The organism is Paenibacillus radicibacter (assembly GCF_024721995.1).
In the GTDB taxonomy this organism is placed as follows: domain Bacteria; phylum Bacillota; class Bacilli; order Paenibacillales; family NBRC-103111; genus Paenibacillus_AM; species Paenibacillus_AM radicibacter.
Genome location: NZ_JANQBC010000004.1, coordinates 307,840 through 326,547, shown reverse-complemented (window position 1 = coordinate 326,547; position 18,708 = coordinate 307,840). Strand labels below are relative to the sequence as shown.

19 protein-coding genes are annotated in these 18,708 nt (G+C 41.9%); 14 read left to right on the top strand and 5 right to left on the bottom strand.

Translation table 11 applies throughout. The features are described 5' to 3' along the window. Window positions 1-100 precede the first annotated feature (100 nt). The 3 genes from NV379_RS11560 to NV379_RS11550 all read left to right on the top strand — a co-directional run bounded on the left by NV379_RS11560 (window position 101) and on the right by NV379_RS11550 (window position 3,045). Complete coding sequence (locus tag NV379_RS11560; protein ID WP_258207467.1) at window positions 101-1,312, top strand: cytochrome P450 family protein; 1,212 nt, start codon at window positions 101-103, stop codon at window positions 1,310-1,312. A 157-nt stretch (window positions 1,313-1,469) separates the two neighbouring features. After that, window positions 1,470-2,018, top strand: a complete 549-nt coding sequence (locus tag NV379_RS11555; RefSeq protein ID WP_258207466.1) for a sigma-70 family RNA polymerase sigma factor — start codon at window positions 1,470-1,472, stop codon at window positions 2,016-2,018. Next, window positions 1,993-3,045, top strand: a complete 1,053-nt coding sequence (locus NV379_RS11550; RefSeq protein ID WP_258207465.1) for a DUF4179 domain-containing protein — start codon at window positions 1,993-1,995, stop codon at window positions 3,043-3,045. Before NV379_RS11555 ends, NV379_RS11550 begins: the two co-directional genes overlap by 26 nt. Before the next feature lie 66 nt (window positions 3,046-3,111). Here the strand turns inward: NV379_RS11550 and NV379_RS11545 are convergent, their stop codons facing one another. Further along, a complete protein-coding gene (locus tag NV379_RS11545) occupies window positions 3,112-3,672 on the bottom strand; it encodes a non-canonical purine NTP pyrophosphatase (RefSeq protein ID WP_258207464.1) in 561 nt (186 codons plus the stop codon). Between the two features lie 194 nt (window positions 3,673-3,866). On the opposite strand from NV379_RS11545, the gene NV379_RS11540 reads away from it, so the two are divergent. From NV379_RS11540 to NV379_RS11515, 6 genes are all read left to right on the top strand, one after another. Next, on the top strand, window positions 3,867-4,577 hold the full coding sequence (locus NV379_RS11540; RefSeq protein ID WP_258207463.1) for an O-methyltransferase: 711 nt from the start codon (window positions 3,867-3,869) through the stop codon (window positions 4,575-4,577). Window positions 4,578-4,682: 105 nt separating this feature from the next. Continuing rightward, the gene (locus NV379_RS11535; protein ID WP_258207462.1) at window positions 4,683-5,279 is read left to right on the top strand and encodes a DJ-1/PfpI family protein; all 597 of its coding nucleotides are present in this window, start codon (window positions 4,683-4,685) and stop codon (window positions 5,277-5,279) included. 241 nt (window positions 5,280-5,520) lie between these two features. Continuing rightward, on the top strand, window positions 5,521-6,264 hold the full coding sequence (locus NV379_RS11530) for a hypothetical protein (protein WP_258207461.1): 744 nt from the start codon (window positions 5,521-5,523) through the stop codon (window positions 6,262-6,264). Between the two features lie 13 nt (window positions 6,265-6,277). Then, window positions 6,278-7,963 carry a vWA domain-containing protein gene (locus NV379_RS11525; RefSeq protein ID WP_258207460.1) on the top strand — a complete coding sequence of 562 codons (1,686 nt, stop codon included), beginning with the start codon at window positions 6,278-6,280 and terminating at the stop codon, window positions 7,961-7,963. A 36-nt stretch (window positions 7,964-7,999) separates the two neighbouring features. Then, window positions 8,000-9,139 (top strand): toxic anion resistance protein, encoded by a 1,140-nt coding sequence (locus tag NV379_RS11520; RefSeq protein ID WP_258207459.1) that lies wholly within the window; start codon window positions 8,000-8,002, stop codon window positions 9,137-9,139. A gap of 218 nt (window positions 9,140-9,357) precedes the next feature. Then, window positions 9,358-9,795: a DUF3888 domain-containing protein gene (locus tag NV379_RS11515; RefSeq protein WP_258207458.1), complete on the top strand. Its 438-nt coding sequence runs from the start codon at window positions 9,358-9,360 to the stop codon at window positions 9,793-9,795. Between the two features lie 88 nt (window positions 9,796-9,883). Here NV379_RS11515 and NV379_RS11510 read toward each other — a convergent pair whose 3' ends face one another. After that, window positions 9,884-10,423, bottom strand: a complete 540-nt coding sequence (locus NV379_RS11510) for a dihydrofolate reductase family protein (RefSeq protein ID WP_258207457.1) — start codon at window positions 10,421-10,423, stop codon at window positions 9,884-9,886. A gap of 142 nt (window positions 10,424-10,565) precedes the next feature. On the opposite strand from NV379_RS11510, the gene NV379_RS11505 reads away from it, so the two are divergent. The 3 genes from NV379_RS11505 to NV379_RS11495 all read left to right on the top strand — a co-directional run bounded on the left by NV379_RS11505 (window position 10,566) and on the right by NV379_RS11495 (window position 14,313). Next, window positions 10,566-11,018 (top strand): SRPBCC family protein, encoded by a 453-nt coding sequence (locus NV379_RS11505; protein WP_258207456.1) that lies wholly within the window; start codon window positions 10,566-10,568, stop codon window positions 11,016-11,018. Window positions 11,019-11,112: 94 nt separating this feature from the next. Next, window positions 11,113-13,143 carry a Na+/H+ antiporter gene (locus NV379_RS11500; protein ID WP_258207455.1) on the top strand — a complete coding sequence of 677 codons (2,031 nt, stop codon included), beginning with the start codon at window positions 11,113-11,115 and terminating at the stop codon, window positions 13,141-13,143. A 123-nt stretch (window positions 13,144-13,266) separates the two neighbouring features. Next, entirely contained in the window at window positions 13,267-14,313 is a 1,047-nt protein-coding gene (locus NV379_RS11495) for a P-loop NTPase family protein (protein ID WP_258207454.1), read from the top strand. 85 nt (window positions 14,314-14,398) lie between these two features. Here NV379_RS11495 and NV379_RS11490 read toward each other — a convergent pair whose 3' ends face one another. Further along, on the bottom strand, window positions 14,399-14,821 hold the full coding sequence (locus NV379_RS11490; protein ID WP_258207453.1) for a DoxX family protein: 423 nt from the start codon (window positions 14,819-14,821) through the stop codon (window positions 14,399-14,401). Between the two features lie 291 nt (window positions 14,822-15,112). Here NV379_RS11490 and NV379_RS11485 point away from each other — a divergent pair, with 291 nt between their 5' ends. Both NV379_RS11485 and NV379_RS11480 read left to right on the top strand, forming a co-directional pair. Next, window positions 15,113-15,634 (top strand): RNA polymerase sigma factor, encoded by a 522-nt coding sequence (locus tag NV379_RS11485; RefSeq protein ID WP_258207452.1) that lies wholly within the window; start codon window positions 15,113-15,115, stop codon window positions 15,632-15,634. After that, window positions 15,618-17,216 carry a DUF4179 domain-containing protein gene (locus tag NV379_RS11480; protein WP_258207451.1) on the top strand — a complete coding sequence of 533 codons (1,599 nt, stop codon included), beginning with the start codon at window positions 15,618-15,620 and terminating at the stop codon, window positions 17,214-17,216. Before NV379_RS11485 ends, NV379_RS11480 begins: the two co-directional genes overlap by 17 nt. Before the next feature lie 79 nt (window positions 17,217-17,295). Here the strand turns inward: NV379_RS11480 and NV379_RS11475 are convergent, their stop codons facing one another. Both NV379_RS11475 and NV379_RS11470 read right to left on the bottom strand, forming a co-directional pair. Then, window positions 17,296-17,850, bottom strand: a complete 555-nt coding sequence (locus tag NV379_RS11475) for an NADPH-dependent FMN reductase (protein ID WP_258207450.1) — start codon at window positions 17,848-17,850, stop codon at window positions 17,296-17,298. A gap of 138 nt (window positions 17,851-17,988) precedes the next feature. Continuing rightward, window positions 17,989-18,630 (bottom strand): response regulator transcription factor, encoded by a 642-nt coding sequence (locus NV379_RS11470; RefSeq protein ID WP_258207449.1) that lies wholly within the window; start codon window positions 18,628-18,630, stop codon window positions 17,989-17,991. Window positions 18,631-18,708 lie beyond the last annotated feature (78 nt).

Genomic DNA, 18,708 nt, shown 5'->3' with positions numbered 1-18,708 from the left:
CCAAAGAAGGAATTTTAAGAAAATCGGACGAATACATTCAATAATGGAAATTTATGTATATTTATTTTATGCTTATAAATTAAGGACAGGAGCTGAAGGTATGACCATACAAGCATTAGTAGATTTTACGACGACACGTTTTAAAGAGGAGGCGTATTCGATATACAGGGAGTTAAGAAGAGAAGAGGGCTTTCATCGTTTTACAACGGGTGATGGGGCTAATGCTTGGCTCGTTACGCGGTATAATGAGGCATTAGATGTGATGAGAGATAAACGCTTCATCAAGAATCCAACAGTTATACTGAGCAAAGAAGAAATTGTTCAAAAAATACCTATTTTTGAAAATGAACTTATTACGAATCAAATGGTCAATTTAGATCCTCCAGATCATACTCGGTTACGACATTACATTCAAAAAGATTTTACACCAAAAGCGATTGAAGATTTACGTGGAATGGTGCAAGAAGTGACGGATGAATTAATTGCAGATATGAAAAATAACGATGAAATCGAGTTCATTACAGATTTTGCGTTCCAGCTGCCTATTATTGTGATTGGAACCTTGTTAGGTGTTCCTAAAGAAGACAAGGAGCAGTTCAGAAGGTGGACGAATGCCATATTGGAAAGTGATAACTCAGAAGATGTTGCTGAAGATGTTGGGCTCGTCTTCACCCAATTGACTGATTATTTAACGGAATTAATTGATGACAAACGAAGCCATCCAAGTCAAGATCTAATATCTTCCCTCATACATACAGATAGCGAGGAGGAGCCGTTATCTCTTAAAGAGTTATTGTCCATGATTTTCTTGCTTATTCTCGCAGGACATGAAACAACGGTTAATTTAATTGGAAATGGCATGCTTGCACTGTTCCAGCATCCCGATCAATTCGAAGAGTTGAAGCAGACTGAACAGTTGCTTCCGAATGCAATTGAGGAAATGCTGCGTTATTATAGTCCGGTCGAATTAACGACGAATCGCTTTGCAGCGGAAGATATGATATATAAAGGGCAGGAATTAAGCAAAGGCGATTTAGTTCTTGTATCCTTGGCTTCTGCTAATCGGGATGAGAGTCAATTTGAGAATGGGGATCAATTTGATATAAAACGAAGCCATAATCCGCATATGGCGTTCGGTTTTGGGATACATTTCTGTGTGGGGGCACCGCTTGCTAGACTTGAGGCAGAGGTGGCTTTTAAGACATTGTTTAAAGAGTTTCCGGATATTCAGTTAAGAGGTGCTTTTGACGATTTAAAATGGAGACCTACTTATTTAATGCGGGGTTTAGAGAAGTTGCCGGTTTTTGTGTAATACGCGAACTTATAGCAAACCCGATAAGGGTGGAATCAGCGGCAGTCTAAGACTTTATTTTACAAGTCATAGTCACCGCTGTTTCTTTTTTTTTATTTTTATTGAAACGTTTTACGTTCGTCGCTGATCTAATAGGGGAGAAAGGAGGATTACAAGCATGCATGCGAAGATAGAGTTAGTTGAAAGAGCAAAGAATGGCGATAAGGATGCTTTCCAGGCACTCATTCATGAGGAGAAGGAAAAGTTGTACAAGATGGCGTTCGTGTATATGCGTAAGGAAGAGGATGCCCTTGAAGTGTTTCAAGAGACCATCTACAAGGCACTGACGGCAATAGGTTCACTGAAGGATAATGCGTACTTCTCTTCGTGGCTCGTACGAATTCTGATTCATACAGCGATTGCGACTTTAAATAAAAAACGACGGGTAATCCCTCTCAATCAAGAGGTTCTGGAGCAATTGGTCGGTTCGGGTTCGCTGAAGTTGGAGGATCAGATTGATCTGCTTCAAGCACTGGAAGAACTGGACGAGAAGTATAAGACGGTATTGATGCTCCGATTCTATAAGGATTATACGATCAAGCAGATTGCGGCTATTGTGGAATGTCCTGAAGGAACGGTGAAAACCAATTTACATCGCGGATTAATGTTATTAAGAACAAGGTTGAAGGGAGCGTATTCGGATGAGAGAGAAGGTACACTCATTTAAACAAGAGATGGATAAGATTCCGGTACCACTAGATAAACTAGATGCTATTATTCACCAAACCGTCTATGAAACGAAGATTATGCGTCAAGTTCCTAAACGTCGAAAACTGTGGGTTGGAGTGGGTGCTGCAGCAATGGCGGTAGTTGTGCTTCTAGGCTCGACTGCTGTGTCGCCGGTAATGGCGAGTATGGTTTCCCGTATTCCGTTAGTAGGCTCTATATTTAGTGAGTTTGGTGATCTAGGTTTGCAGCGAGCAAGTCAGCAGGGGCTAACATATGCGGTAGGTGAACCTCAGCAAGTAGATGGTACATCCATAACCGTTGATGAAGTGTTCTATGATGGAACTCGGCTTTCCATTGGTTACTCCGTACAGTCGGATCAACCGATTGAAGAATTGTATCTACGACCTAGTCTTCTTGTGAACGGGAAAAGTAGTGGCTTTGGAGGTGGACAGAAGGATATTCCGATCACTTCCACTTCTCGCACAAGTATTCTAGATATCAATATGAATCAAACTTTCCCGGAACAATTTGAGCTTGGTTTAAGTTTAGAGACAGAAAGCGGCAAGTCGTGGAATTTTACAATTCCAGTTCAGGCTCAAAGTAATGTGAAGTTAATTCCAGTTGATGAGAAACAGCAGGCAGGAGACATTAATCTTCATGTTGTGAGTTTGAAAATGGGTCAGGCAGGAGCGCTGTTAAACTTTAGTGCGGTTTCCGGAGATAAGAATCACTTAGCAAGTTATTTGGAGTTTAAAGTGGTCGATGAATCAGGACGAGAGATTACTTCTCATTCGGGAGGCAGTGAGGGTAAGGCTGTCAAAGGGAAGGAATATGTAACAGGAAGTCGTCTATTCGATCCAATTGATTCTAGTGTTAAGACGCTCACCATTACGCCGTATTTCATGTTACCAACTAACGGTGGAGGCGTGGCTATGGATAAGGATGGCAAAGAAACCGTGCTTGAGTTTACCCCACCGAAGGCAGATGGAATTGCATTTAAGAGTTTTACAATAACGCTGCCTTAAGAATTTAATAGGTTTTGAAAATAATGCAGAAACGAGCCTAAGCATATTCGCTAGGGCTCGTTTGGTTTATTTTTCAATATTAGAGAGGATCAATTTTTTTAAAAGATGAAATGCACTATGTTTGACCCAAAATTGCATAAATTCATGGCTTGGAATGTCTGCTAACAGGGGATTATTATCGGGTATGACTAATCGATCCATCACTGAACCTTTATTGGCTGTAAGTTCTGTAGCAAGGCTACCTTTTATTTCTCTTTGGAATATCTGAGGTTCTGAATCGACTGGGCAGTAGGCTAAACTTTCTTTTATGTATACGGTGCGATCTTCTTTATCTTCTAAAAGTTTTATGACTTGTTCGGCTGTTAGCCAATTATTTGCGTATTTAACAAAGGGGCCGGGAAATCCATTTAATGCATTGATGTATAAACCAACGTCAGTAACTACAACAGACTCACCAAGCTTGTCTCTTGCCCAAATGCTTGAGAATCGAGCTATTTCGTTTACGTCCATACTTTGAATTTCAGGGATATCTAGATGACTTTGATTTAATTGAATTGACGTTTCACTTAGAACGGTTGTTGCAATCTCAAACTTTGCTGCATTTGAAGTGACATAAGTAAGCTCCAATAAACGATCCTCCTAATGATCCTGTGGTAGATTAATTTCTAAGATGAAAGTTTATAGTCATTGATCGTCTAAGACCAATAGTTTTTCCTTATTAAAAACAAAATATTATTAATATTTTGTTTATTATTATTTACTGTTATGATTCTAGTGGGATCCCAAACGAGATAAAGTTACAATCGAAAGGGTGTGTTTACATGAGTCATACGGAGAACAATTCATACGATTTGGCTGGATCGAGTGTTAAGCGGAGTCAAAAGTGGACGGATGTAGATCAATACTTCACGGATCGCCTGATTGAGAAAGATCCTGTGCTTGATGAAGTGCTAAAGCATAATGCTGAAGCGGGTTTGCCCGCACATGATGTTGCACCGAACCAAGGCAAGCTGTTGCATTTGTTAGCAAGAATTCAGGGAGCAAGTACAATCTTAGAGATTGGAACGTTAGGTGGTTACAGCACGATCTGGCTGGCGAGGGCTTTACCTGCAGGTGGACGTATCGTTACGCTAGAATATGATCAAAAGCACGCTGAAATTGCCAAAGCGAACATAGCACGTGCTGGATTGTCCGATATTGTGGAAGTTCGAGTGGGACTTGCAATTGATTCATTAAAGGAACTTGTTGCAGAGAATACGTGCTTCGACATGATCTTTATTGATGCGGACAAGCCAAATAACCCAGTTTACTTTGACTATGCCCTTCAGCTTACCCGTACGGGAAGTATGATTATCGGAGACAATGTGGTACGTGATGGTGCGGTTGTTGATGGTAATAGTACAGATCCGAATGTACAGGGTGTAAGACAATTTTTCGATCTAATTGCAAGTGAACCTCGTGTGACTGCTACGGCATTTCAGACGGTAGGAAGTAAAGGATATGATGGATTAGCAATTGCATTAGTTATATAATTTTACATAATAGCCTAGCAGACCGAAGATGACTTCATGGTATTTGCTTGGCTATATTTGTCTTCAGTTAATCATTAGGAGCGGGGAGATGAATAGGTGGTAACGATGAATCAAGCTAGAAATGTAGCAATCTTGATCTACGACAACGTGGAACCACTAGATTTTGTAGGACCATTCGAAGTGTTTATATCTTCTAGTAATTACGGTAAAGACTTTAACGTCTATACGGTAGCTGAGAAGGATGAACCTGTAAGCGCAATAGGAGGCCTTAGCATCAACCCAAGCTATACGATCCACACTTGTCCGAAGCCGGATATACTTGTAGTGCCAGGCGGTTGGGGTTCGAGAACAGCAATGCTTAACGAGAATCTCACCAATTGGATAAGAGAGGCTAGTGATGAAGTTGAAGTGCTTCTATCTGTCTGCACGGGCGCTCTAATTCTTGCCAAAGCGAATTTGTTAGATGGGTTAAAGGTGACGACGAATCGCTCGGCGATTAACACGTTACAAGAGCTGATACCTGTTTCAACTGAAATTATCCCTGATGCGCGTTACGTTGATAATGGCAAAATCGTCTTATCTGCGGGGGTATCGGCAGGTATGGATGCGGCACTCTATGTTGTCTCGAGATTGCTAGGTGAAGACAGAGCAGTTCATGCCGCAACGTTGATGGAATATGATTGGAACAGAATGCCCAATTGAGACATTGCCCTTAAAGGGCTTTTTTTATTGAATAAATTATGCCAAAAACAATCATTCGTGAAGTTGAGACCGTAATCAACATGGATCGTATTGTATCTTAATAATCCTAATATTAATTATAGAAGGGCTATTTTATATATTTAAACATTTTAATCTGAATAATCAAAAAAGATGATACAATACCAATATGTAGAAGTCGATATTTCTCGTTAAATGACAGATGAAAGGAGGAACTAGCCCGATGCCTGTGAATGCCGGCAAACTAATTAAGCTTGTGGTCATTGTAATTGGCGTTATTGCCTTGAATATTGTGGTGTTCTCACCGGGATTTCTTGGTCTTAAAATAGGTGGAAACGCATTATCGTCGGCACTTGCGGTTTCATTGCTTGTTGGCAGCTTGCTTGGAGTGATATATGGGGTCTATACGATACTGGTGAAGAAACCAGAGAAACATCCGATCAAGCAAATGATCACTCCTGAGGATTATGAAGCTGCACTTCGGCCATACAAACGAGTGAAAGTGCTCGAAGCCGATATGGATCTTGCCCTGCAGCAGATGGATCGGTTGCAAAAAAAGCAAGAAACGTTATCCACTGTGCTGAGTCAGCGATTCGATCAAGGGGGGCTGAGTTATCAGAAGTTCGCTTCAATTACGCAAGAGGTGTATAAGTTATTTTATTTGAACATCAGAAGTATACTGAATCGTTTGAGTGTATTTGATGAAGCTGAATTTGAAAGTCTGATGCGAGGCAAATCGTCTCGATTGTCAGCGCAAGTCATTCAGGAGAAAACGAAGATCTACAATGATTACCTGTCTTTCGTCAAAAATTCGATAAATACAAATGAAGAAATTTTACTTAAATTAGATCGATTACTGCTAGAGATCTCTCTTCTAGATAGCCTTGAGTTAGGCGATATCGAACAAATGGCATGCATGCAAGAAATTGACTCGTTGATTAAACAAACCAAATACTACAAACAGTAGAGGGGTATTAACGATGAACAAAAAAAAGTTCTTCTTTCTGTCCGCACTTATAATCGTCGTCGTATTTATTGCCGTGTATGTGGGGATAAATCTCACCTCAGATTTAGGGAAAAGTAAAGACCAAGTAAGCACTGAAGATTCAACCAAGCAGCTGAACAAATTGTACTCCGATATTAAAGTCACGAATGGTAAGCCTGTTAAGGGACAAATTGACCTCAATCCAGTCGACCTCGCAGAATCCCTCCCAGACATTTCGAAATTTCCTATTACAGTAAATAATACAACGGATCAGTTTATTGAAGTATTCTCTTCAACCGAAAAGTCGGGTAAAGGCGTCGATGGTTGGCTAACCGAAGTCGCTGAAGAATTTAACAAAGCACAGATTGCTGTAAACGGAAAACCTGCTTCGGTCAAGGTACGTAATATTGCTTCAGGAACAGCAGCGGACTACATTAAATCTGGCAAATATGTGCCGGATGCTTTCACACCTTCCAATGAGCTCTGGGGCGAGATGATCAAGGCTAGTGGCGTGAAAACACAATTAGTAAACAAACGATTAGTAGGAAACGTACCTGGTATTGTTATATCCAAAGCAAAGAATGATGCACTTGTAAGCAAGTATGGGTCTGTGAATGTGAAGACCGTGACAGAGGCAATATCCAAGAATGAGTTTGCGATGGGTTATACAGATCCTTTTGCAAGTTCAACGGGATTGAACTTCCTGGTAACTGCACTCAATACGTTCGATAGTTCCAATCCTCTTGGCGAGAAAGCAGTTCAAGGGTTTGAGAAGTTCCAAGCGAATGTGCCGTTTACAGCTTCGACGACAATTCAGATGCGCGACGCAGCAAAGTCAGGAAAGCTTGATGGCTTCGTATTGGAATACCAAACTTTTATTAATGCGTCTGATTTGAAAAATGACTACGTGTTTAATCCATTCGGTGTAAGGCACGACAGTCCGCTTTATGCGTTAGGTGATATTTCGAAAGAAAAGCTTGAGATTGTTAAGAAGTTCGCTGAATTTGTAACGCAGGCAAAGTATCAACAGTCTGCTAAGGATAAAGGATTTAATGGTCTTGAAGACTACAAATCTGAACTCGGTACAATTAAGGAAGACACACTCGCATCTGCACAGAAAGTATGGAAAGAAAAGAAGAATGTGAACAAACCTGTTGCTGCGGTATTCGTAACCGATATCTCAGGTAGTATGGACGGTGCGCCGCTTAAGAAGTTGAAAGAGTCTTTGCAAAAAGGACAGAAATATCTCGGTCAAGATAACCATATTGGTTTAATCTCGTACTCCGATAACGTGACGATTAATCTGCCCATTGCGAAATATGATACCAATCAGCAATCTTTATTTGTAGGAACGGTGAATAGTCTGCAATCTGGGGGCGGAACGGCAACGTTCGATGCAATTGTCGTTTCCATTAAGATGCTTCAGGATTATATGGCCGCAGATCCTAATGTAAAGCCGATTATTTTCGTATTAAGTGACGGAGACACCAATAAGGGAAGTACGCTAGAAGAAGTTCGAAGTTTGATCAGTGCATTCAAAATACCGATCTACACGATTGGTTACAACGCAGACATTAAGGCGCTCCAGAATATTTCGAGTATCAACGAGGCAGCCAGTATCAATGCCGATACAGACGATGTGGTTTATAAGATCGGTAACTTATTCAATGTTCAAATGTAAGGGTTACCTACGAATGAAATCGAGGAGCGTGTATGGATGTCATTCTCAATGAATGTAGCAAGTGATGAAGAGATTAAGGCAGTTGCTGTGGAGCAAGTTCAACCCATCCCAGAAGAACTCGTTAAGCTCAAGGAACAAGCTGATCAGAACGTACAATCGATTATGGATCTGAATATGGATTCGCTTGAAAAAAGAAAAGAGGTTCTATCGACAGTCGATGTGTTCGGTGTATCTACCATGAAACAATCTTCAGATAAGAACCGAATGCTTCAAATAACCGTCGGTAATTTATCTAAATCCGGTGATGAAGGCGGTGTAGTTGCCAAGGGACTTGGCGAGTTGCAGCTGCAATTGAAGGATCTTGATCCGAGTGTGATTGATTTCATGAAAAAAGGTTTTCTAGGCAAACTATTTAATCCGCTTCGCGCCTATTTCCAGAAGTTCGAACGAGCAGATGCAGTCATTAACAACATTATTAAAATGCTTAATGACGGTAAACAAACCTTGAAGGATGACAATACAACGCTACTGATCGAGCAGCAAGCCCTTCGTGACTTGACCAAGCGATTGCAAAAAGAAATTCAGCTGGTTAACTTTATGGATGAATCGATTGAAACGCAAGTAGCAGTTGCGAAATCGCGGAATGAAGATGCGGAGAAGATTCGGTTCATTACAGAAGAGGTTCTGTTCCCACTTCGTCAACGGGCGATGGATATGCAAGCGATGATGGCTGTGAATCAGCAAGGGTACATTTCATTCGAGGTCGTTATTCGAAATAACAATGAACTGATTCGAGGGGTGGATCGGGCGAATACCGTCACAATCTCGGCTCTAAGGGTAGCGGTTACTGTAGCGAGTGCTTTGTATAATCAGAAAATCGTCCTTGAGCGTATCAACGCACTGAATGCAACGACCAACCAATTCATATCTAACACTTCCAAAATGTTAAATGAACAAGGGGTAGCGATCCAGAAGCAAGCGATTGAAGCGAGCATCTCCGTGGATACGCTCAAACAAGCATTCGCAGACTCGTTCGCAGCTCTTGAATCGATTAGTACGTACAAACAACAAGCACTTCCTAAGATGCGTGATACCATTGCTCAATTCCGTCAATTAGCGGAAGAAGGCGAGAAGCATATCGTGAGACTTGAAAAAGGAAATACAGTAGGGATTTAGAAAATAGGGGCACATGAAGAGTACCTTCGTGTGCTTTTTATTTGCATATCTAAGGTGCATATGTGGATAATCAGTTAGTAAGTGGCGCTTGGATGTACTTAGGTGTAGGAATACCAGTTCGAGACAATGATTCCGTTTACTGCTTCAGCATGAATAGGGATGAAAGCCTCCCTTTAGGAAACCTTATCGTTATGATGGATACTAAAGGGGAGCATTCAATGAAAATTAAGCTGCTATTCGTCTGGCTTGCAGTTGGTCTGATTTGCACAAATCCAATATCTGTGGATGCGAGAGTAACATTACCTGACCACGATTCTCGGGAATTGCAGGTTCAAGATATGTTAGTACTCTTTCTAGCTCCATATATTCAAAGTAAACTGAACGAAACATATTCAGGTGTATTGAAAGTACCGCCGATATTTTATCCTTATGAAGTGCAGTGGATAGAAGTTAAGCGGGTGAACGGATTCCGCGGATTCGATTTCTTAACTACAATTGATGTGACTCCTTCAATAGGGGCACATAATACAATAGGGAAAGATCGTTTTACATTTGAAATATCTCCGATTGTACATGTAAAGCTTATTGATTATGCACACTTAAAGGGTCCTGATAAAGAGTCTATTCCCCCTCATTTACAATCGTATTTTAAATAATGGACTTGGATGTGTAAAAAGGACTGCAACCAGCCGTTTCATGGGCAGCGTTGCAATCCTTTATTTATTATCAAATAGCATCAGGGAATTATGCTTTGTGGTAAGTAAGAACCACAACACCAGTTGGGAAAGTTTCTGTGCTAACAAGCTTAAGTAGATTGTCATCAGCAGCCTCATCATACAAGCGCTTGCCCGTGCCTTTGATAATTGGATAGACCATAAGGCGAAGTTCATCGACTAAACCAAGCTTGAGTAGAGATTGGACGAGTGTTGCACTTCCGAACACTACGATGTCTTTGCCTGGTTGTGCTTTGAGCTTGTTAATCTCTTCAGTAAGGTCACCTTTGATGACAGTGGAGTTGTTCCACTCTGGGTTCTCTAAAGTTGTGGACACTACGTATTTCGGGTAGTTGTTCATCCACTCTGCATACAAGCCTTCTTCTGTCATGTTCGGCCAAGCGCCTGCAAAACCTGTATAAGTCTCACGACCAAGCAACAGTGCATCGCAGTTTTTCAACTCTTCGAATTTGAACTTATCTTGTTCTTCTGTGTGGAATTGGAACGTCCAACCTGGATTTTCGATAACACCATCTACAGATATAAACTCGGATACGATTACTTTTCTCATTTGTCATTCTCCTCTAATTTTCATTTTTTGTTTGGTTGTTTTCTTCTTGAATTGAATATACCATATGGAGAATATTCTTGTAAAGGAATATTTGGACAAGATGGTTGTTATAATAAAAGTAGGATAAGAAGGAGGGCGAATTATGGAGATCATCCGTAAGCCAGATTTGTCATTAAAACCCTATAATTTGCAGGTAGAACGCCAGATGGCGGCTTCACCTGAGGTGATTTATCGAGCATGGACTAAGCAGATAGGTAGTTGGTTCGCCGCACCGGATAGCGTGCTGATGCAGGGTATAGTCAATACACCATTTTTCTTCGAGACCGAGTTTAATGGCAGTCGTCATCCGCATTACGGAAGATTCTTAAGGCTCGTGGAAGATCGTCTAATTGAACTGACTTGGGTGACAGGAGCCGGTGGAACGAAGGGTGCAGAGACAGTGGTTACTGTTGAGATTGAACCTAGTAGTAGTGGAAGTCGTATCATTCTTACACATGCAGGCTTCCCAGACGAAGAATCTAGAGATGGGCATGAACAGGCTTGGCCGTTTGTATTGGAGCAATTAGATCTACGTATGACGAGTAATCTTTCATAGTGTAAGAAGGATAAACCGAGTGACTTGGAATTTAGATTCTGAGCGTGCTCGGTTTTTTTATGAGATGGGCATCCTACTTGCAAATATCCTTTTTATGAAAATAGAGGAAAGAGGTTGTCCGACATTGGAATTGATGTATGCATTCTTGAGCTTTTCGATCTTAATCGTATTGGGTACGGTGTTGCACCTTCTGTTTCCGAAAGTGCCGTTACCGCTTTATTTAATTGGACTTGGTGCTGTGCTCTCATGGGTGCCGATCCCTGTTGTATTTCAGTTCGAACCTGAAGTGTTCCTGATTTGTCTGATCGCGCCGATTCTGTTCGGAGATGCTCAGAATATTTCACGTAGAGACTTGTGGGAGTATCGCAAGCCAATCTTACTTATGGCTCTGGGGCTTGTTATCTTCGCGGTAGTAGGGATTGGCTACTTCATTCATCTTCTACTCCCGGCGATGCCGCTTGCAGCTGCATTTGCACTTGCGGCCGTGTTGTCGCCTACGGATGCGGTTGCCGTTCAATCGATGACACGCGGCAAGAAGTTTCCAGAAGGGCTGATGTTGATTTTGGAAGGGGAGTCACTGCTCAATGATGCGGCGGGATTGGTGTCTTTTAAAGTAGCACTCGGTGTTGTCATGACAGGTGTGTTCTCATTAGGTGGTGCAACTCGTAATTTTGTGTTCGTGTCCATTGGAGGTTTATTGGTAGGGATTGTGTTAGGTATTCTGGTTGTGAACTTCCGATTATTTTTACGGAAGAGAGGACTGGAAGAGGTTCATTCCTTAGTTGTAATTCTGCTGATGACTCCGTTCTTGATCTATATTATTGCAGAGGAACTGCATGTATCCGGCATTCTCGCTGTGGTAATCGCAGGGATTATTCATGGGGTGGAGCGGGATCGCTTAAAGCAGACGTCGACGAAATTACAGATTACGACCTCCAATACCTGGTCAGTGTTTAGTTATGTACTCAATGGATTCGTATTCGTTCTCCTTGGTTTCTTATTACCTGATGTGATTCAAGGACTCCTAGTAAGTAGAGAGGTCTCGATTCTGACTGCAGTGCTATTGGCGTTTACGATATTCATTGCGCTATTCGTGGCACGCTTTGGATGGGTGTATCTGTTGTTTGAAAAATTCATAGCTCCGAGTCGTAAGAAGAATGGAAGTAGCTCTTTGCCAACAAGAATCAGCTATGCATTTGCCGCGAGTGTATGTGGAGTGCATGGAACGATCACACTTGCAACGGCGCTGTCGACCCCGTATCTGCTAACGAGCGGGGCTCCTTTTCCGCTTCGAAATACGATTCTGTTTATCGCGGCAAGTGTGATCCTCATTAGCTTACTCGTTGCGACTTTTATCATTCCGATACTTGGCGTTAAGGCGGATGAAGGGATAACAGACTCTGTACTTTTGTCTCGAAAAGAGGCAAGCAGTCAAATGCTTCATCAAGTGATTCAGCAGTTAACCGCAGAGATAGAGCCAGACAATCGGAGGGCGACTGCCGTTATCATTAGGCAGCTTGAGGAGCAATTACGCGATGTACAGCATGGTTCAATTAAGCTATCGGAATCGGCCATTCGAGAGTTTCAGCAGATTGGACGGGTAGCACAAGAAGAGAAGTTAGAGGAGCTTATCCGTGATGACGTCATATCACCTGAGCTTAAGATGATCTACCCCATGTTAGTGCAGGAGCGACAATCGTTCGGGTTCTGGGGGAGAATCAAGTTCATGTTGATGCGCAGGAGGTTGAATCAGGTTTATCTCAAGATGAAGGCATCGAATGAAGTACGGGTTACGAGGTTAGTTGAAGAATATAAATCGATTGAGAAACAGTTGCAGCTGGCAGCGGTTGTTGCGATTAAGAAGCAGACTAGACCCGAACACCGATTGGAATCGCTGCTCGTGATTCATCATTACCCGAAGATCATAAAGGAGCATGAGTACGGGAAAGATGACGAGCAATTCATGCAACAGGTCAAGCAAATTCAGATGCGCAACATTCAGATTAAGCGTGATGAGATTCAATTGCTTGATGACGATAAGCAGATAACGTCAGCTACGAAGCTAGATATGCTTCAAGTTGTAAATTATGAAGAAATTTTGATGTTGGAAAATGGGCATGGGTAGGGAAATTGACGATTACGTGAATTGAATTACGCTATAGCGCAACAAATATTATTTTCAACGTAAATACCTATTGCGTTCTAAGGTAAAATAAAGTACGCTGTAACGTAAAGGAGGTTGAAAATATTGGAAGATATTCGACTCAACGTGGCGTTACTTCGTAAACGTGTTCCAAATCTAACAAGTGCTGCACGCGCGGTAGGGCTCCGATCGGCAACGGTCTCCAATCTATGTACGGGAAAAATTCCTGTAGGGCGTGCAGAAGTTCGAACACTGGTATCACTTGCATCACTCGCGAATTGCAGCTTAGACGAATTAATTCTAGTAGGGGAGAGATTCGAAATGATCGAAACCGGAATTAAATCGCTGGATTTGTTTGCACCACTAGCTAAAGGTGGCAATATTGGACTGGTAGCCAGACCGATGATGGGGCAATTGGTGTTACTCGCTGAATTGTTCAATCGGTTGAAAAAGCAAGGGTTTAGGGCGATACTTCTAGAGCCGGAAGGTACGCATGTAGGCATTGAAGATGTGGCAGGTGAAGCTAACATTCGTTGCAGTAGTGTAGATGAAGTGTTTGCTGAAGTGAAGAAGCTGGGCGATTCTTGTGATGTTATCCTGGCTGCGGATCGTTCCCATGTGCTGAACAATCAAATTTACGAGCTGCAAGATCGTCTGCATGATGCGGGCATTGCTTCCTTAACCACATTCCTTGTGGATCTGCAAGGCGAAGCGGTGGATGAAGATTTACCATATGGTCCGCTTGAAACGCTGTGGCAATTAGACGCTGATATGGCGGCACGAAGATATTTCCCGGCTGTGAATCCGATTCAGTCTACTTCTGAAATTGTTGAAGGAACGTATGTGGAAGCTCAGCATCAGCTCATTCGTCAAAAAGCGAAAAAGCTGCTTCGCCGGTACAAAGAATTACGCTTCCTCGTGCAAGCACAAGGTAAAGAGAGATTGCCTGCTTCTGAAGTGCAAACTTTCTTGCGCGGTGAGCGTCTTGAGGCGTACTTCACACAGCCGTTCTATGTAGCAGAACCTGCTACAGGTAAAGCTGGCGTAAGTGTTACGCTGCAAGAGACGATGCAAGATGTGCAGCAGATTATGGATGGTGCTGTCGATCAGCGTGAAGTGGATGAAATGATGTATGTAGGGCGATTGGCATAATATATCTAGAAAAAAACACCTTTAAGGATTACCACTTTATCAAATGGTAATCCTTGAAGGTGTTTTATTATTTATCACGATACGATTAACCCAAGCTCAAAGTGCGCTTTCCGCTTGTTTCACGTACTCCGTTTGTTTGAAGAAGGCGTGCTTTCTGTCTTTTGTGAGAGTAGATGTAAGAACCTGCGATAACGACATAGCCGATAAGGAACATGGTCACACTTGCAAAGCCGTCTACCATAACATTGGAGTACATCGCACCAGTAAGATCGAAGACGAAACCTGCATACGCCCATTCTTTAATTCTTGAAAACTTAGGAACAAGGATTGCGATAACCCCTAGCAACTTGGCAAACCCGATAAAGGGAAGAAGGTATGCAGGGTAACCGAGATGATCGAACAGTGCAACTGCGGAAGGATCAGAGAGCATATCTGGAATGGCACCCATACCCATTAAAGCGACTAGCAACACTGTGAATACCCAGTAAAGAATTGTTGTTTTTTTCATTGAAAACATCCTCCTAAAATTGGTTTTTTTTTTCGATCCGTCTCAAGTATCTTATTATTTTCGCTTGAGAAGTCCGTATCGATTTCTTGTTTTGAATATACCTTATTAAGAATATTCTTGTCAATGAATATTTAAAAAGTTTTTTTGCCCGAAGAATGAAAGCCTGTACGGGATTGCTCAATAAGGCTTATCATTATTTTAATATTTTAAAAAAATTCCAATAAGAACGGAACGATTCAAGCCCGTTGTTAGTCATACAATCGAGACCACGATAAAGGAGGTGCTGATGGGGTGAGTGACCGCGAACTGTTCGAAACCTATAAGGAGCAGGTGTACCGTCTGTGTTATTACATGATGCGTAGCCATGCGGATGCGGAAGATATTTGCCAAGAAGTGTTCGTGAAAGCGATCCTAGCGAATCGATCACAGATACAAGAGTTGAAACCATGGCTGCTGCGAATTGCTACGAATGAATGCAACAGTGTGCTCAAGCGGCGCAAGAATGGATGGACGAAAGAACTACTTACATACTTACTATCCCGTCCTCGTAACTCAAATCCAGTTGAAGAAGGTTATGATCAGCAAGAGATGAAGATGGAGTTCTATGAGTTATATAGCAGGTTGCCAGATAAACTGCGGATGGTTGTGACTCTACGGTATGTGAACGAACTGACTGTACCAGAGATTGCAAGTGCGATGGGGGTTCCGGAAGGAACGGTGAAGTCTCGATTAAACCGTGGTCTGAAGAACCTACAGAAAATGGCCACGACACCCCAAGTAAAGGAGATGACCAGTAGTGAAGCCCGATTATGATGCAATGTGGAATGCCATTGAGAAAGAAGTTACGAAGCGTAAATTAGAGATGAAGGAGTCGAATTCGAATATGCAAAAAAGAAAATTGGTTCCCGCAGCTGTCGTATTTGCTTGCTGTATGATCGTCGCTGTACCTGCTGCTGTGGCAGGGGTAGCTCTGAATTGGGATAGCTTGATGGGAGGTAAAACGGTAACTACGGCGTTAGATAACGGATTTGGTCAGCGTTATGATCTTCATGCGAAGAGTGAAGGGGCGACCATGACGGTTAATGGCGTTGTGACCGATGGGGAGAAAATGAAAGTGATGGTATCCGTTGAGTTGCCAGAAGGTGTTAATCAGTCGGACATCATTGGCATCAAACAGATGACGATGAAAGATGAGTCAGGCAATAGTACGAAACTAAATGGTTACTTGAAATATGATCAAGCTAGCGGCAAGCTGCTAGGTATATATGAAATGAAGGACGAACTGAAGGATAAGAAGAAAAGTTACGCGCTTGAAGCGGAAGGACTCTTTTTCATAAATAATAAAGAAGTGAGTTTGAAATCAGGTGTGAAAGCTGGCGATATAATCGATACGGGGGTGAAGATGTCTCCAAGTATCCAGGTGGAGTCATTGATAGAGTCAAATAACCAATTAGAGGTTCGTTATCGGATAAAGGGTGATGCTCCAACCTTGAACAATGCTTACCTACGCCTTGGTCTCAAGACGAGTGATGGTAAAGAAATAAACGCGAATACCACTGTATTACCGAATGATCAGTCTGGATTGTATGTTTCACAGATTTTCAATATAACTGCACAAGAGTGGGATAAAGCTGGATTGTATTTGAAATATAATGAAGAGACAAAAGTCATACCGAGTAAATGGAATTTTAATCTGAAGGTAGATGGTAAGAAAGCGAGCGAGGCGATCTATAAACGTAAGTTAGTGACTACTAAAGCAGAACAGGAGCAAACGGGACAGAAGCTAGATCAGCTTGTAATTACACCTCTTGAAATTCGAATTGATATTCAAAAGGATCCATCCCTAGTAGCTCCAAAGAATGGAAGGGTATCTTACAACTCAGCACGTCTAATGATAGGAGAACAAGAGGTAAAGGGATCATTTGGTTTGAAGATGGGGGAGGGTGACAAATTTGATGAGATGTATGCATTCCAGTCGCCGGAGTGGTTTAAAGATTGGTCGAAGGTGCCGATGAAGCTTCTCTTGGGAGATGCGACGGTATCAAAGCGAGACACATCCAAACATTGGATGGTGCTCAATAAACCAACGACTAATAAGCAACATGTGGAAATTCGACTAGACGGTATGGATATTCCGTTCACGTACTACCTAGAGGGTAAGGATCTAGTCGTTGAATCGGACTCCGACTCTCCTCAATTTCTTGGTATCAGCCAATCTGTGATGCGGAGTAATGGAACAGATATTTACCCAGAATACGTTCCGAGTGGTCCGTCTCGTGTGAAAAAGAATGTAGAACGCTATAAGAATGTAGACTTAAACAGTAAATTGGAGCTGAACCCAGGTTTCTATTATTACAAAGACCCAACCAACCAAATCGAGATCAAGCTAAATTAATCGCATATGATTACTAAAAAAGAGCAGCCCACCCCTTTGAAACATAAAGTGGAGGACTGCTCTTTTTGCTTTTTGATATTTAATCCTTAAATCGCTCTGTAAAATCAACCAACTGCTCTGTAAACATTGCGACACGGGACTTGATTGCTTCATCTTGAAGCTCGTAGCCATCCTGTACTTCGATAAAATCGCTATTAGATGCCACAACCTGCATTGGAATTGCAATCCCTAGCACACCGCGAATGACGATACGTAGTTGGTCGACTGGCTGTGTGCTGCGGATACCGCCGCCATTTGCAACGAGACCGACAGGTTTATTTTTAAATTGAGCAAAGCTTAAAAGGTCTAAGGAATTCTTCACGATACCAGTGTAGGAGTTGTGGTAGTTAGGCGTGCCAATGACGAATGCATTCGCTTCACTTGCTAGTTGCACAAACTCACGAACAACCTGTACAGTATGGTCTTGTGGGTTGTGGTGGAATGCAGGGTCGATGAAAGGAAGTGGCTTCTCTTGTAGGTTCCAGACTGTTACTTCACACTCATGTTCCTCTAATTGACGAGCAATATAGTGGATTAATGTTGTTGTATGGGCTGGATTTGCGGCACTACCTGATATTAGAAAGATTTTGTTCATGTGATTAACTCCTAATCTATAATTTCTGAAAAAAACAATAATTACCGATGTAACTCATATTATATGCGCTAGTCCATCTTGGAGTAAATCGTAAAAGCCCTGCACAGCGATGTGCAAGGCTTATTCTCATTCTTAAGTTTATTCTGTGGAGGCTTTTAAATAGCGGGAGTAATGTTTACTCTTAATAAATTTCTCCATCGCTTCTGTACGTGATTTCACATTCAATTTGTTATAGATACGCTTAAGATAGTTATCCACGGAACGTTTACTCATATGGATCTGTTCGGCTATTTGTTGATGTGTACTGCCCTTAACGAGCATGCTCATGATTCGAACTTCTTCTGGGGTTAACTCCTCTTGTGAGATAGACCCATTTATATGAATTTGATGATAAAGTGAGATCGGCAGCATGGTGTGATTATCTAGAATACAGTTCACCATCGTTCTGATCGTTCTTAGACTCGAGTCTTTAGGGAGGATGCCACTTATCTTTAACTCTATTAATTGTTCCATATCTTCCGTCATATCGCGGCTAGTTAATATAACAATATGTACGTCTGGATAGTCTTCCTTAATCTGGGCAGCGACTTGAGTCGTAAGTTGATCGGGCAGTTGGTCGTTAAGGAATATGAGATTGGGCTGATGCTTCGCAAGTTCAATCATGCATTCTGCTCCATTATTTGCGATACCGATCACTTCAACACTTTCTAATTTGTTCAGCAATTCCCTAATTGCATAAGCAAACAGCGGATGGTCATCGACTATCAATGTTTTTATCATCTCATTCATATACGTATGTCCTCCATACTCATCCTTCCTAGCTCCATATCTCCACTTCCATTCTCTTAATGATGTGTG